Source organism: Lampropedia hyalina DSM 16112 (genome assembly GCF_900129055.1).
Lineage (GTDB): Bacteria > Pseudomonadota > Gammaproteobacteria > Burkholderiales > Burkholderiaceae_C > Lampropedia > Lampropedia hyalina.
Map to the genome: position 1 here is coordinate 133,593 of NZ_FQUZ01000003.1, position 14,484 is coordinate 148,076.

11 protein-coding genes and 1 pseudogene are annotated in these 14,484 nt (G+C 61.3%); 4 read left to right on the forward strand and 8 right to left on the reverse strand.

What is annotated here, in order from left to right; genetic code table 11:
* Window positions 1-27 precede the first annotated feature (27 nt).
* Complete coding sequence (gene metH / locus BUE21_RS02145; RefSeq protein WP_073354165.1) at window positions 28-2,772, forward strand: methionine synthase; 2,745 nt, start codon at window positions 28-30, stop codon at window positions 2,770-2,772.
* A 103-nt stretch (window positions 2,773-2,875) separates the two neighbouring features.
* On the opposite strand, the gene BUE21_RS02150 is transcribed toward metH, so the two are convergent.
* The 5 genes from BUE21_RS02150 to BUE21_RS02170 all read right to left on the reverse strand — a co-directional run bounded on the left by BUE21_RS02150 (window position 2,876) and on the right by BUE21_RS02170 (window position 9,174).
* A complete protein-coding gene (locus tag BUE21_RS02150) occupies window positions 2,876-3,925 on the reverse strand; it encodes an alpha/beta hydrolase (protein WP_073354167.1) in 1,050 nt (349 codons plus the stop codon).
* A gap of 4 nt (window positions 3,926-3,929) precedes the next feature.
* The gene (locus BUE21_RS02155; protein WP_073354168.1) at window positions 3,930-4,904 is read right to left on the reverse strand and encodes an alpha/beta hydrolase; all 975 of its coding nucleotides are present in this window, start codon (window positions 4,902-4,904) and stop codon (window positions 3,930-3,932) included.
* 4 nt (window positions 4,905-4,908) lie between these two features.
* Entirely contained in the window at window positions 4,909-7,431 is a 2,523-nt protein-coding gene (locus tag BUE21_RS02160; protein WP_159435785.1) for a TonB-dependent siderophore receptor, read from the reverse strand.
* Between the two features lie 182 nt (window positions 7,432-7,613).
* Window positions 7,614-8,579, reverse strand: a complete 966-nt coding sequence (locus tag BUE21_RS02165; RefSeq protein ID WP_084522699.1) for a FecR family protein — start codon at window positions 8,577-8,579, stop codon at window positions 7,614-7,616.
* Window positions 8,580-8,607: 28 nt separating this feature from the next.
* Window positions 8,608-9,174 carry a sigma-70 family RNA polymerase sigma factor gene (locus BUE21_RS02170; protein ID WP_073354177.1) on the reverse strand — a complete coding sequence of 189 codons (567 nt, stop codon included), beginning with the start codon at window positions 9,172-9,174 and terminating at the stop codon, window positions 8,608-8,610.
* A gap of 110 nt (window positions 9,175-9,284) precedes the next feature.
* Between BUE21_RS02170 and BUE21_RS02175 the strand changes: the two are divergent.
* Window positions 9,285-9,422: pseudogene (locus BUE21_RS02175) on the forward strand (RtcB family protein); the annotation flags it as partial.
* 20 nt (window positions 9,423-9,442) lie between these two features.
* Window positions 9,443-10,420 carry a ribonuclease Z gene (locus BUE21_RS02180; protein ID WP_234971020.1) on the forward strand — a complete coding sequence of 326 codons (978 nt, stop codon included), beginning with the start codon at window positions 9,443-9,445 and terminating at the stop codon, window positions 10,418-10,420.
* A 164-nt stretch (window positions 10,421-10,584) separates the two neighbouring features.
* Here the strand turns inward: BUE21_RS02180 and rpsU are convergent, their stop codons facing one another.
* The 3 genes from rpsU to cobA form a co-directional block, all read right to left on the reverse strand.
* Complete coding sequence (rpsU, locus tag BUE21_RS02185) at window positions 10,585-10,797, reverse strand: 30S ribosomal protein S21 (protein WP_073354181.1); 213 nt, start codon at window positions 10,795-10,797, stop codon at window positions 10,585-10,587.
* A gap of 144 nt (window positions 10,798-10,941) precedes the next feature.
* Window positions 10,942-12,303: a BaiN/RdsA family NAD(P)/FAD-dependent oxidoreductase gene (locus BUE21_RS02190; RefSeq protein ID WP_084522701.1), complete on the reverse strand. Its 1,362-nt coding sequence runs from the start codon at window positions 12,301-12,303 to the stop codon at window positions 10,942-10,944.
* Complete coding sequence (gene cobA, locus BUE21_RS02195) at window positions 12,242-13,111, reverse strand: uroporphyrinogen-III C-methyltransferase (protein ID WP_073354183.1); 870 nt, start codon at window positions 13,109-13,111, stop codon at window positions 12,242-12,244. The genes BUE21_RS02190 and cobA overlap by 62 nt, the downstream gene beginning before the upstream one ends.
* Window positions 13,112-13,525: 414 nt before the next feature.
* Here cobA and BUE21_RS02205 point away from each other — a divergent pair, with 414 nt between their 5' ends.
* Complete coding sequence (locus BUE21_RS02205; RefSeq protein ID WP_073354187.1) at window positions 13,526-14,308, forward strand: type III pantothenate kinase; 783 nt, start codon at window positions 13,526-13,528, stop codon at window positions 14,306-14,308.
* Window positions 14,309-14,484: the final 176 nt, after the last annotated feature.

Below are 14,484 nucleotides of genomic sequence, written 5' to 3' on the forward strand. Positions count from 1 at the left end.
GCGCCTGTTCTGCCCTCGGATTCATCCATGACTGCCACTGCCCAACCTGCTCCCCTGCGCCTTGCCGGCCTGGAGCCTCTGACCATTGACGACAACACGCTGTTCGTGAACATTGGCGAGCGCACCAACGTCACGGGTTCCAAGGCGTTTGCCCGCATGATTCTCAATGGCCAGTACGAGGAGGCCCTGGCCGTGGCACGCCAGCAGGTGGAGAACGGCGCGCAGATCATCGACGTGAACATGGACGAGGCCATGCTGGATTCCAAGGCGGCGATGGTGCGCTTTCTGAACCTGATTGCCTCCGAGCCGGACATTGCGCGGGTTCCCATCATGGTGGATTCGTCCAAGTGGGAGGTGATCGAGGCCGGGTTGCGCTGCGTGCAGGGCAAGGGCGTGGTCAATTCCATCTCCATGAAGGAAGGGGTGGACAAGTTCAAGCACGAGGCGCGGCTCATCAAGCGGTATGGCGCGGCGGTGGTGGTGATGGCCTTCGACGAGAAAGGCCAGGCCGACACCTATGCCCGCAAGGTGGAAATCTGCGAACGCGCTTACCGGATTCTGGTCGATGAAGTCGGTTTCCCGCCCGAGGACATCATCTTCGACCCGAACATCTTTGCCGTGGCCACCGGCATCGAGGAGCACAACAATTACGCGGTGGAATTCATCGAGGCCACGCGCTGGATCAAACAGAACCTGCCGGGGGCGAAGGTCTCCGGCGGCGTATCCAATGTGTCGTTCAGCTTCCGGGGCAACGATCCGGTGCGCGAGGCCATTCACACCGTGTTTCTCTACCACGCCATCAAGGCGGGCATGGACATGGGCATCGTCAATGCGGGCATGGTCGGGGTCTATGACGATCTGGATGCCGAGTTGCGCGAGCGCGTGGAAGACGTGATTCTGAACCGCCGCGAGGATGCGGGGGAACGCTTGGTCGAGATTGCCGAAAATGCCAAAGGCAAGGCCAAGGACGACAGCAAGAAATACGAATGGCGCGGCACCCTGGAAAACCCTGTGTCCGTGGAAAAACGCCTCGCACACGCGCTGGTGCAGGGCATTACCGAATTCATCACCCAGGACACCGAGGAGGTGTACCAGAAGATCATCGCCAAGGGGGGCCGCCCGCTGCACGTCATCGAAGGGCCGCTGATGGACGGCATGAACATCGTGGGCGATCTGTTCGGTGCGGGCAAGATGTTCCTGCCGCAGGTCGTCAAGTCTGCCCGTGTCATGAAGCAGGCCGTGGCGCATCTGGTGCCCTACATCGAGGAGGAAAAACGCCTGCTCAAGGAATCGGGCGCGGATGTGCGCAGCAATGGCAAGATCATCATGGCCACCGTCAAGGGCGATGTACACGACATCGGCAAGAACATTGTCTCCGTGGTGCTGGAGTGCAACAACTTCGAGGTGGTGAACATGGGCGTGATGGTGCCCTGCCATGAGATCCTTGCCAAGGCCAAGGAGGAGGGCGCGGATATCGTCGGCCTCTCTGGCCTCATCACCCCCAGCCTGGAAGAAATGCAGTATGTGGCGGGCGAGATGCAGAAGGATGGCTGGTTCCGCGAGCGCGGCATTCCGTTGCTCATCGGCGGAGCCACCACCAGCCGCATCCACACCGCCGTGAAAATCGCTCCCAACTACGAAGGCCCGGTCGTCTATGTGCCCGATGCCTCGCGCAGTGTGGGCGTGGCGCAGAACCTGCTGGGCGATGGTGCGCGCAAGTTCATCGACGACACGCTGGCCGACTACGAAAAGGTGCGCCAGCAACACGCCCGCAAGAAGCCCGTGGAACTGTGGCCGATTGCCAAGGCACGCGCCAACAAGACCCCCATCGACTGGGCCAGCTACCGCCCCACCGTTCCGCGCGCGCTGGGTCGTCGTGTGATCGAGAACCTCGACCTGCACGAACTGGAACGCTTCATCGACTGGGGGCCGTTCTTCCAGACCTGGGACCTGGCCGGGCCTTATCCGGCCATCCTCACCGATGAAATCGTCGGCGAGGAAGCCCAGCGGGTCTTTGCCGACGGCAAGGCCATGCTGCGCCAGATCATCGAAGGCCGCTGGCTCAAGGCCAGTGGTGTGGTCGGCCTCTACCCGGCCCACAGCGTGAACGACGACGACATCGAAATCTACGCCGATGAAAAGCGCGACACACCGTTGATGACCTGGTACGGCCTGCGCCAGCAAACCCCCAAGCAGGCCATCGATGGCGTGACGCGCCCCAGCCGCTGCCTGGCCGATTTTGTCGCTCCCAAGGGTTCTGGCGTGCGGGACTATGTCGGGCTGTTTGCCGTCACCGCCGGGCTGGACGTGGAGAAAAAGGAAAAGGAATTCGAGCGTTCCCTCGATGACTATTCCGGCATCATGTTCAAGGCCCTGGCCGACCGCCTGGCCGAAGCATTTGCCGAATACCTGCACTGGCGCGTGCGCACCGACCTGTGGGGCTACGCGCCGAAGGAATCGCTCAGCAACGAGGAGCTGATTGCCGAAAAGTACCAGGGTATCCGTCCTGCTCCCGGCTACCCGGCCTGCCCGGATCACACCTCCAAAACCGCACTGTTCGAGGTGCTCCATGCCGGAGAAATCGGCATGAGCCTGACCGAAAGCCTGGCCATGTGGCCGGCCTCCAGCGTCAGTGGCTTCCAGATCGCCCACCCGGAAAGCGATTACTTCACGTTGGGCAAGATTGGCGAAGACCAGTTGCAGGATATGGCCGCCCGCCGCCAGATGGATGTCGAGGCCCTGCGCCGCTATCTGTTACCGGTGCTGGGGTGAATCTGATGGATGACACGCCCTAGGGAAGGTCTGCAAAACCCTTGCGGTAAGCACGCGCCCAGTGGCGGGATGCGGGCGGCGCAATGGGTTTTGCAGACCTTCCCTAGCCAATGCCTTGAGGCTCGATGCGTTGCAAGGCCGCAGGTGTTGTACCGAGTAGCAGAGACAGTCCATCCTTGATGGCGGGGGCCAGCATGGAAGGGTGTGATTCATGGGCGAAGTGTTGATAAAACACTTCCAGACCTTCAATCCGAGCCAGTTCAAGGGCGTTGTTCAGGATTTCCATGCGGCGGGAATCATGGGGTGTGGCAGCGATTCTTTCCGGCTGCTTGGTGCCACGGCCGCTTTCCGAGGAGCGTTGCAAGAGCAGTTTGGCAGGGTTCTGGAAGCGATTTCCCGCAGCATGTACCCCGGCCAGAAAAGCGGTGTGTTCCTGATGGATGGATTGGCCATTCCACCAGGTCGATGGGTCAGCCGCCATCCATATCTGAAACAGATGGGGTCGGGTGTAGAGTGCGTGAAGGGTCAGCAGACCGCCCAGCGAATGGCCAAACAAGGCCTGGCGTTGCGGGTGGATGGCAAGACGCTGCCCGATGGCCGGACGCAGATCGTGTTCGATGAAGTCCAGAAACGCATCCTGCCCGCCCGTTCGGGTGTCCTTGCGGCCGCGCAGGTGCTCCTCTGCCGTTGGGGGTGTGAAGTCGTAGAAGCGGCGTTGCACGTCGAAGCGTACATGGGCGGGATAGCCTATGCCAACCAGCACCAGTTGGCGGGCCGATGGAAGGTGGGTTTGCAGGCTTTGCAGAGCGTGCCATGCCAACGGAAAGCTGGCATTGCCATCCAGCAGGTAAACAATCGAATATCCCTGCGTGCGGGAGGCATCCACGGGCCTTGCCAGATGGATGCGCCAAGGCTCTCCGGGATGCCGCGAACTCTCCAGCAGAAAGCTGCTGACCCGTTCATGCTGTATCTGTTCAGGCGGCAACTGTGCCTGCTGATGCGGTCGTGTGATCGGGGTGCCTGTGACCGATGCCGGTGGTACTGGCTCAGCGGCACCGATCGTGGGAGCCAGGGCCGTGCCTGCCAGTGCAGCCATGCCCAGCAGGCACCGGCGGCGTTTGTCATTCGGATGGAGTGGAGGAGGGATGCCCATGTTCTTACAGTCTGCGCGCACCTGATGGCAATTGGCCGAGTGCGAACAATACGGCATCTTTCGCGGCAGGGCCGAACATGGCTCCATGCGAGGCTTCTTCAATCTGTCGGTGCCACATCTGCAAATTCCCTATGTGGGCAAGTTCGGCACTGGGTGTTGAAGGGGTGGTATCTCCATTCCTGGGAGGGCCGGAATGGGCCACCAGCAATCGAATGGGGCTGGTCAGCCGGCCTCCTGCTGCGCGAACTCCCGCTATGAACGCTGCCTGCTCCTGCAATGCAGAAGCTCCGTTCCACCATAGGGAAGGATCGCCTGCTACATAGTTCTGAAACAGGGCAGGGCGATTGAACAGCGTGTGCAAGGTAAAAAGTCCCCCCAGCGAATGGCCAAACAGGCTCTGCCTGCGAGGGTCGGTGCGAAGCCGTGTGGCCACGGCTTCGCGCAGTGGCTGTGTCAGAAATTCCAGGAATACCTGCCTGCCTCCAGTGACCAGTTCCACTCCACGGGCACGTCGGAATTCCTCTGCTGTATATGGTGTGAAGTCCCGGTAGCGTCCGGGGGTGTCGATGCGCAGCCCGGACGGGTAGCCAACGCCCACCAAAACCAGAGCGTCCAGGGCATCGGCCAGTTCGGGACGTTCGACATGCAGGGCAGACAATGCGTGCCAGGCGGCTGGAAAGCTGGCATTGCCATCCAGCAGGTACAGCACCGGATACCCTGCCGCCGGTTCTTTGCCGCGCGGCCGTGCCAGATGGATGAGCCATGGTTCGTGGCCGTCGGCAGAGCCGCCCAGCTTGAATGACTCAACCCGTTCGTGCTCAATGATCTCGGCGGGCATTTGATTGGCGCGGCGTGGCTGTGCCTGGGATGATCGGGTGGGTTCTGCGGGGGCCGCTTGTGCCCGTACCGTCGATGACCATGCGAGGGCCGACAGCCCCAGCAATGCGATGCGCCGTTTGGAGAGGTCCAGATGCGTCATGTTCTTACCAATCGTAGGTCAGGCTGGCGGAAACCACGCGGTTGGGGTGGTAGTAGCAAAAGCCTGTGGGGCCGTTGCAGGTGACGTAGTCTTTATCCAGCAGGTTGTTGATGTTCATGCTCAGGTGCAGGCCGCGCAGTCTTTCATCCAGCTTTTGCAGGTCATAGCGGAGTGAGGCATCCACCAGGGTGCGTGCAGAATTCTTCACGGTATTGGCATCGTTGCCATAGGATGAGCCGGTGTAACGCACTCCCATGCCAAGGTTGAGTCCCGGTGCCATGCGGTAGTTGAAACGGGCCGATGCCATGTGGCGTGGTGAGCGTGCCATTCGGTTTCCCTTGTTGGTGCTGTTGAGTTCAGTGATCTTGGCATCGATGTAGGTATAGGAGCCATTGATGCTCAGGGCCTGGGTCAGGGTGTAGATGCCCTCCAGTTCCAGGCCGCGTACCTGGTTTTCGCCGGACTGTACCTGGCAGGTTCGGCCATCACAGAGGTGTGTCGGATCGGGGTCGGTGGTGAGAATATTGCTCTGTGTGATTTCGTACAGGGCTGCCGTGACCAGATTGCGGCTGCTCGTCGGCTGGTATTTGATGCCGACTTCTATCTGCTCTCCCTCGATGGGGTCGAACGGGTTGCCGTAGTAGTCCTGCCCGCTGCTGGCAGGCACGAACGAGGTCGAGTAGCTGGCATACGGAGCCAGTCCATTGGCGAAAAGGTAATTGACACCGAGGCGACCGGTGCTGGCTTCAGCCGATGTGTCGGTGCGTGTGTCGCGGGCCAGCTGTATCACCTTGGTCTTGGCCATGTCGTGACGCAGGCCTGCCGTGACTGTCCAGTTGTTCCAGAAAATCTGGTCTTGCAGATAAATGCCTTGCTGGATGCGGCTGTCTTCCCTGTTGGGCGTGCGTTCGCCAATGGTGACGGGTGTGGCTCCATAGACTGGCGCGAACAGATCCAGCGGCCCCACCGTGCCTGCCGCCGTGGAGAGATCCACATCGGTCCAGTGGTAGTCGAACCCGGCCAGCAGCATGTGGGTGACTGGGCCGGCATCCCATGCGTACAGCAGGTTGGTGTCTGCGCTGAAGCCCTTGCCGTGGTTTTCGTTGGATTCTGCGGTGCCTGTCAGGGTGTGTCCATCGGAGGCCAGGGTGCGACGCTCCACGTTGTCGTAGATCATATCGACTTCGATATAGCGCACGTTCTGGCGCAGCTTGGCAGATTCACCGATGAACTGCTCCAGCGAATAGCCGATGGCAGTCTGGTTGCGGTCGTAGCGGTTGAAGCCCGGCTCCCCCTGAAAGAAGGTGCGTGAGACGGTGCCATGGGGCGATTCCAGGATGGTGCCCATTGCCGGCAAACGCTCTGCGGTGTTGCCGCCGCGATCTTGCTGGTAGTTGCCCAGCAGGGTAAGGGACGTGCGTGTGGATGGTTGCCAGGTCAGTGTGGGGTTGAAGAAAAACCGGTTCAGCTCCACATGATCGACCTGTGTGCCGGTATGCGAGGCAGAACTCACCAGCCGATACAGCCATTGATTCTCGGCATCCAGTGGGCCGCCCATGTCAAGATTGGCACGGATCAATCCATCGGTGTCCGTTTGCAGCCCCATCTGCCGCTGCTGCTTCTGCGGAGGGCGTTTGCTGCGGATATTGATGAGGCCGCCGGGTGCCACCTGACCATATAGCCCGGAGGAGGGGCCTTTCAACACTTCCACCTGTTCCAGCCCATAGCTGTCAAAGCGGGTTGAAAGGGCACCGCCGCCACTGCTGCTGCCGGGTGGTCGCAAGCCGTCCACATACATGTAGTTGCCAAATCCGCCGGTGCGGTAGCCCCGTACCCAGATTTCTTCCACCCGGCTGTCCTTGCCATAGGTGCCGGTATCCACCCCCGCGAGGTATCCCACGGCATCCTGAACATTCTGTGCGCCCATCTCGTCCATTTGCTTGCGGGTCACCACGGAGACTGACTGGGGGATTTCGACAATCGCTGTTTCTGTCTTGTTGGCACCGTAGCTTTGCGTGGCCACGGAAGCGGCATTGCCACTGCCGCCCAGACCTTCGGCACGGATTTCAACCGTCTCCAGCGATTGCACGTTTTCTGTGGGGCTGGATGCCGGGGCTATTTTCCGCAGGGAATAACCACCGTTGCCACGGGCCACGACCTCCAGGCCACTTCCTGCCAACAGATGGGCCAGTCCTGCACGAATGGTGTGGCGACCCTCCAGGGCCGGGGCTTTCAGTCCCTGTGTGAGTGCCGGATCGAATGAAAGCAAAAGCCCCGATTGGGTGGCGAATGTCGCCAGAGCGGTTCCCAGCGAGTCTGTGGCGATTGCATAGCTGCGCAGATTGCCATCATCCAGTGTGGCTCTGGTGGATGCGCTGGGGCGGTCGGCCTGTGCATACGCCAGGTTGCCGCCAGGCAGTATGCCAGTGCCGGAACCGACTGCCAGACCCAGCAACAAGCATTGCATCGCGGATGGCACAGGGGATGTCTTGGCTGGCCGGTGTGGAGGGTAGGGGGTGTGCGCCATGGGGCATGTCCTTTCTGTTTCGATCAAAGCCATGGACTGCGCAATGCCGCTCACCTGCCCGATTGGCAGGTTCAGTGCTGGTCGGGCATCCAGCGCAGTCTTCATACCCGTTGCCGCACGAGACCTGAAAAGGTATATGCTTTCTGCGATTTTTTACCTATGGTTGCAAACAACCCAGCAGGCTAACGCTCAATCCATACCTTTTGGGAATCCGTGCGGATGCGCAGGCGGTGAATGTGCGCCAGCATGCGCAGGGCCTGTGGAAGATCGTTGGTCGGAAAGGCCCCTGACACACGCAGGTGTTGTGCCGATGCGTGAATCTCAATGGTCTGGTGGCTGTAGCGTGCCAGTTCGGCTGCCCACTGTGGCAGTGGCATTTCATCTGCCATCAATAAACCATTGCGCCATGCCGTCGCCGCATCGCTGGTGGGTGATGTGGTTTCTATGGCGCGGCTGGTGAAGCGTACTTTCTGCCCCGCCCCGATGGTGCGATAGCCGGATGCCTCTGTATCGCTGGGGCGTATCTGTACCGCTCCTTCATAAACTCCCAGCAGCGTGTCATGGAGGGTTTGGCGTACGCTGAAACGGGTGCCCAATGCCTCCAGCACTCCCTGCTGCGTCTGTATCAGGAATGGTCGGACGGGATTGTGGGTGTCGGCTTGTGTGGCGACATGAATTTCCCCCTGCCGCAGACGCAGCAGGCGTTCGGTGCGGCTGTAGTACACGTCGAGCGCCGTGTCGGTGTTCAGATCGACGCGGCTGCCGTCTGCCAGTGCAACTTCAGCGCGCTCGCCGATGGCGGTGACGTAGTCTGACGCAAGCCATTCATACCATGGTTTATGTCGCCAAAGCAGCCAGCCCAATGGAGCGAGTGCCAGCACCGAGGCCATGCTGCGCACAATGGTGCGGCGGCTTTGCTTCAGGTGCGAACTCTCGCGCTCCAGTGTGGCATGTGCCAGCGCGGGTGGCAGGCCACCCATTTTGAACAGGAGCCGCTCCGCCCGCTTCCAGGCGCGCAGGTGTTCCTGGCTTTGGTTGCGCCATTGCTCGAACTGGAGTTGTTGGGCCTGGGTCAAGGATCCTTCCTGTATCTGGGTCATCCATTGCGCGGCTTCCTCAAGAATGCGGTGATCTATGCTGTGGCTCATGGGGACTGTGGGGGCGGTATCGGTGCAGTCAATCCATGTCGTCGGGCATCAGGCTCAGACAACTCAGCCATGCCTTGTGGATGTAACTTTTGACGGTGGGCACACTGACATCGAGTATCTGTGCAATTTCCTGCTGCTTCAGGCCATCGAGTGTGGCCATCAGAAACGCCTGCTTGACACGGGGTTTGAGGGTATCGAGCATGGTGTCGATCTCGTGAAGCGTTTCCAGGATGATGTACTGCTGTTCTGCGGAGGGGGCCAGTGGCTCGGGCAAGCTTGCCAGGGCTTCCTGCCAGGCATGCTCCAGCGAACGCCTGCGTAACCAGCTCACCAGCACACCGTGCGCCACAGTGCAAAGATACGCCCTGGGTTCACGCAGTGCCTGAAGTCGCTGATGGCTGCAACTGTCGAGTATGCGCACAAAGGTGTCTTGGGTCAGGTCGGCAGCAAAATATTTTTCAGAACTTCTGAGCCTATACATCAGCCAGTTCTTTAACCAGGCATGGTGCTGGAGGTAGAGTGTTTCCACTTCGTCCCGATGCTCTGCGCCGTTGCGCTCCGAGAAGGGAGACGGTGATTCAGAAGGATTTGCCATGTCGTTGAATGGAAAATAAATAGGGTCGAATAATATCCTGAATGAGAACTTTTATCTGTTTTGAAGGGTTACGCGAATGCCCGCCCGATCTGCTCCCAGTCGAGAACTGCGTGGAGTGCCGCAAGGATGCCGACGTGATCGACGAGATTCCGATGGCCTGTAAAGACATCGGTGCGGTGATGGCGGCCCAGCGCGATCTGGTGAACGTGGTGCACACACTCAAGCAGGTGGTGTGCGTGAAAAGGTAAGCGAAGGAATTCTGATGCCAATGGATTTGACATTTCTGGGCACTTCGGCGGGCATGCCAACGCACTGGCGCAATGCCTCTGGGCTGGCGGTGCAGATCAGGCCGGGCACCGGCTGGTATCTGGTCGATTGTGGCGAAGGCACACAGCGGCAGGTGCAGCGCGCCGGGCTGTCGCTGCACGATCTGGAGGCCATCTGCATCAGCCATGTGCATGGCGACCATTGCTACGGCCTGCCTGGCCTGCTGGACAGCGCGGGGATGCTGGGCCGCCAGAAACCCCTGACGCTGATTGCACCCGCTGCGCTGTGGCAGTGGCTGCAAGCCACGCACGGCCTCACCGATGTGCAACTGCCGTACACGCTGGAATTCGTCGATGTCTGCACTCAGCCAGCCGTGCTGGAGCGGCCCGGCCTGCGCATCAGCAGCCATGAATTGGCCCACGGCGTGCCCTGCCATGCCTTTCGCTTTGAGGTGCAGACATCACAGCGGTGGCTGGACAGCGCGGCATTGTCTGCACTGGGACTGCCGCCAGGCCCGCAATGGGGAGCCTTGCGGCGGGGCGAAGACGTGCTGTTCAACAACCAGTGGCTGCACAGCCGCGACTATGTGCAGGAGCAGACCGAACGCATCGTGGCCGTGCTGGGCGGCGACAACGCTGAACCCCAGCGGCTGCGCCATGCCTGCGCCGATGCACAACTGCTGGTTCACGAGGCCACCTTCAGCCGCGCGGCTCTGGCACATGCGCGTTTCGCCAGCGGCCATAGCTGCGCCCACGATGTGGCAGTGTTTGCCCAATCGGTGGGGCTGCCCAATCTGGTGCTGACGCACTTCAGCCAGCGGCACCACAGCGACGCCGAGCAGGCGGCCCTGCTGCACGAGGCGCAGGCGCAGTACCAGGGCACGGTGGTGCTGGCGCGCGATCTGCAAACATGGGAACTGGCCGCTGACGGTACGTTGCGCCACAAGGCCGACCACCCCGCCCAAAGAAACAACGCATGAACAAGTACCGCTTTCTGCACGATGCCGCGCTGCACTTTCAGCCATTTGGCATGGGCTGGCAGGTGCGCGTCTGCCCATGAAAAAAACCGCCGCAAGCGTCCCTGGGGCGGTTTTTTCATGCAGCACAGCCAGTCCGAATGGATGACCGCGCTGCGGTATGGCGATCAGTACAGCTTCTTGGGCAACTGCATGCTGCGTACGCGCTTGTAGTGGCGTTTCACGGCAGCGGCCTTTTTGCGCTTGCGCTCGGCAGTGGGCTTTTCGTAGAACTCGCGGGCGCGCAGTTCATTGAGCAGGCCCAGCTTTTCGATGGTGCGCTTGAAGCGGCGCAGAGCGATTTCGTACGGTTCGTTCTCTTTTACACGGATGGTAGTCATTCAGAAAAATGTGATTGTGCCGACAGAGGGTGAGCAGGAAGATCGGGCCTGTGCGCCATGTGCAGCGGTTTCGCCCCGTCTGTGAAAACTAGTATGGCCGACAGGGCATTTGCCAGCAAAGTCGAGCATTATAACCAATCCATTTCAGGCATTGCGCCTTTTTGTGGAATCTGCCACGGTCGCGGGTATCAGCGGCTGTGCCAACGCCTGGGCGCAGGCGTGGGCACTGGCCCAGGCCCACTGGAAGTTGTAGCCGCCCAGCCAGCCGGTGACATCCAGCACTTCGCCGATGAAAAACAGCCCCGGTTGCTGGCGGCATTCCATGCTTTGCGAGGACAGCGCGCGGGTGTCCACGCCGCCGAGGGTGACTTCGGCCTTGGCATAGCCTTCCGTGCCGCTGGGGGTGATGTGCCATTGTTGCAGGCTGTCGGCCAGTTGGCGCAGTGCCTTGTCGGCGGTCTGGTCGATGGGCTGTTGCCAGGCCGGGGACTGCTGCGTCCAGGTCTGTGCCAGCCGCGCGGGCAGCCACTGGGCCAGTTCGTTGGCCAGCAATTTGCGCGAGTGTTGCCGCGCCTGTTGCAGGCTGGCGGTCAAGTCGAGGCCGGGCAGCAGGTCGATGCACAGCGGCTGGCCGGGTTGCCAGTAGCTGGAGATTTGCAGAATGCCTGGCCCCGACAGCCCTCGGTGGGTGAACAGCAGGTCTTCGTCGAAGTGCGTGGCGTTTTTGCCGACTCCGGTGGCAATGCGCGCGGGCAGGCTGATGCCGGCCAGGCTTTTGAAGGGATGCCAGGTGGGCGCGTCGAAGGTGAGCGGCACGAGGCCGGGACGCTGTTCGATCAACCCGATGCCGAATTGCCGTGCAATGCGGTAGCCCAGATCGCTGGCTCCGATCTTGGGGATGGACAGGCCGCCGGTGGCCACCACCAGACGCGGTGCGGTGGCGAGGCCGCGCTCGGTGTGTATCTGGTAGTGCCCATGCGCCGGTGGGTGCTCTGGGGCGTTATCGGCAGCAGGCTGGAAATCGACGCGCTCGATGCGGCAGTGTTGCCAGCGTTGCACACGCTGTTGCTGGCAGAGCCGGTCGAGCATGTCGATCAGGTCGTTCGAGGAGTGGTCGCAGAAAAGCTGGCCCTTGTGCTTTTCGTGAAAGCCGATGCCGTGGGCCTGCACCAGCGCGACAAAGTCCTGCGGTGTGAAGCGCGAGAGGGCCGAGCGGCAGAAGTGCGCGTTCTGGCTGAGGTAATGGCGTTGCGGTGCGCGGGGGTCGAGGTCGCGGTTGGTGAAGTTGCTGCGGCCACCGCCCGAGATGCGGATTTTTTCGGCCAGCTTGCGGGCGTGGTCGATCAACAGAATGCGCAGACCGGCCTTGCCCGCCTGTGCGGCACAGAACAGCCCGGCGGCACCGGCCCCCAGAATGATGGCATCGAATGTCTGGGAGGCAGGTTCAGCCGACGGCCTGTGCGGGGAAGGGCGGCTGGGGAATGGCGTGGGCGTGGAATGGTGCATCCCCGCATTGTTGCAGCATGTGGCTGGCCTGGAGCACATCGCCCACCATGATGATGGCCGGACTGGCGAATTGCCCGGCCTCCAGCGTGTCCACCAGTTGCCCCAGCGTGCCCAATGCCTGCCGCTGTGTGGGCAGCGACACCGATTGCACCACGGCCACCGGCGTGCTGGCCGGCAGACCCTCCAGCAACCCTTGCTGAATGTGGCGGGCGCATTTCATGCCCATGTAGATCACCAGCGTGAGCTGGGCGGTGTGGGCGGTGCGCGCCAGTTGGCCCCAGTCGGTTTCCTGCTGGCCGGGGGCGGCATGGCCGGTCATGAACAGCACGCCGTGCGCATGGTCGCGGTGCGTCAGGGGCGCGCCCAGGCTGGTGGCGGCCATCAGCCCGGAGGTGATGCCGTTGATGACTTCGGCTTCGATGCCGGCAGCCCGCAGGCTGGCCAGTTCCTCGCCGCTGCGACCAAAGAACAGCGGATCGCCCCCCTTGAGGCGCACCACGCGCTCGCCTTCCTGCACGGCCTGCACCATCAGCTTCTCGATGAAGCGTTGTGGTGTGCTCTTGCAGCCGCCGCGCTTGCCCACATGCACAATGCGTGCGGTGGGGCTGGCGTAGTTCAGTACATCGGGGTGCACCAGATCGTCCACCAGCAGCACGCTGGCCTGGGCAATGGCCTTCACGGCCTTCAGCGTGAGCAGTTCCGGGTCACCTGGCCCGGCTCCCACCAGGGTGCAGGAACCCTGCCGGGAACCCGAAGGCGTGGGAACGGGGCCACTGGCCGTATTGAGGGAGGGGATGAATGGGGTCATGGGGGGTAGAGTGGGGAATTTTGCAGAGATTCCGCGCGCATTTTCTGGTTGGGCGAGATTATCTTTTTGTTTTTATTTCTTGCCGTTATATGAAGAAATGCAGAGGTGCGGGTTCTTCTTTGAAAAAATGGGTAATTTCAATCGATTGAAAGAATATGCCCAGTGAGAAATGCAGCGATATTCGCCTGGGGCGGCAAGGTTGCTGCTGGCCGTGTACCAGCGGTTTGCCTCGGGGAAGGGTGCGATTGGTGTCAGAATCGCCCCTATGCGCCACCGCACACCGGGGGCCGACGCATTGCCGCACATGCCAGGCCACAAGTCGGGAGTCGGGGCATGGCCGTTTCTGAACATGGAGTTGCCTGCCCGGTCGCTTGGGCAGGTGCTCTGTTTTCTGACGTTACATTGCATTTGCCTATGACTTTTCTTGCCATCGACATTGGAAACACTCGGCTGAAATGGGCCATGTACAGCGAACCTAGCTGGGGCGCGCGGCTGTTGGCCCAGGGCGTGGAGTTTCTCGATCACATCGACCGTCTGGCCGACCACCACTGGGCCGGCTTGCCTGCGCCGCAAGTGATGGTGGGCTGCGCCGTGGCGGGGGATGCCGTGCGTCGGCGCGTGGACGAGCAACTGGAAATCTGGGACGTGGAGCCCTATTGGGTGCATTCCTGCGCCCAGGCAGCGGGGCTGGTGAATGGCTACGACCATCCGGGGCGACTGGGTGCAGACCGCTGGGTGGCGATGATCGGGGCGCGCAACCGCCTGCTGGCCGTGGGCGAGGAAAAGCCCATCATCGTCGTCATGGTGGGCACGGCGGTGACGGTGGAGGCCATCGATGCGAGCGGGAATTTCCTGGGGGGGCTGATTCTGCCGGGACATGGCATCATGCTGCGCGCGCTGGAATCGGGCACGGCAGGGCTGCATGTGCCCACGGGCGAGGTGAAGCTGTTTCCCACCAACACCAGCGACGCACTGACCAGCGGCGGCACGTTCGCGATTGCCGGGGCGGTGGAGCGCATGGTGCAGCACCTGCAAGCCCACTGCGGGCAGGCTCCGGTGTGCATCATGACGGGCGGTGCGGGCTGGAAGGTGGCTCCCAGCATGGTGCGGCCTTTTGATCTGGTGGAAAGCCTGATTTTCGATGGCCTGCTGGCCGTGGCACAGGAACGTGTGGAGCGTTTGCGCCAAGCCGCTTGATCGTTTCTGGCTTTTATCGGGGTACGCGGAAAACCCCATCGTTCACGACGGGGATGCAGAGCACGGAACCCAACGGGTTCCATGTTGGCTAATGGGATAACACATTGAAAATATACCCTCTCTGTTAAAGTCAGCACCATGCCGACAGCCGTTAAAACCCTGAAAATCCGCGTGAA

Bases quoted from the DNA above. Each gene is read 5' to 3' on its own strand.
- metH (WP_073354165.1), top strand. From the start codon at position 28: ATGACTGCCACTGCCCAACCTGCTCCCCTGCGCCTTGCCGGCCTGGAG.
- rpsU (WP_073354181.1), bottom strand. From the start codon at position 10,797: ATGACTACCATCCGTGTAAAAGAGAACGAACCGTACGAAATCGCTCTG.
- BUE21_RS02190 (WP_084522701.1), bottom strand. From the start codon at position 12,303: ATGCACCATTCCACGCCCACGCCATTCCCCAGCCGCCCTTCCCCGCAC.
- BUE21_RS02155 (WP_073354168.1), bottom strand. From the start codon at position 4,904: ATGACGCATCTGGACCTCTCCAAACGGCGCATCGCATTGCTGGGGCTG.
- BUE21_RS02180 (WP_234971020.1), top strand. From the start codon at position 9,443: ATGGATTTGACATTTCTGGGCACTTCGGCGGGCATGCCAACGCACTGG.
- BUE21_RS02205 (WP_073354187.1), top strand. From the start codon at position 13,526: ATGACTTTTCTTGCCATCGACATTGGAAACACTCGGCTGAAATGGGCC.
- BUE21_RS02160 (WP_159435785.1), bottom strand. From the start codon at position 7,431: ATGGCGCACACCCCCTACCCTCCACACCGGCCAGCCAAGACATCCCCT.
- BUE21_RS02170 (WP_073354177.1), bottom strand. From the start codon at position 9,174: ATGGCAAATCCTTCTGAATCACCGTCTCCCTTCTCGGAGCGCAACGGC.
- cobA (WP_073354183.1), bottom strand. From the start codon at position 13,111: ATGACCCCATTCATCCCCTCCCTCAATACGGCCAGTGGCCCCGTTCCC.
- BUE21_RS02165 (WP_084522699.1), bottom strand. From the start codon at position 8,579: ATGAGCCACAGCATAGATCACCGCATTCTTGAGGAAGCCGCGCAATGG.
- BUE21_RS02150 (WP_073354167.1), bottom strand. From the start codon at position 3,925: ATGGGCATCCCTCCTCCACTCCATCCGAATGACAAACGCCGCCGGTGC.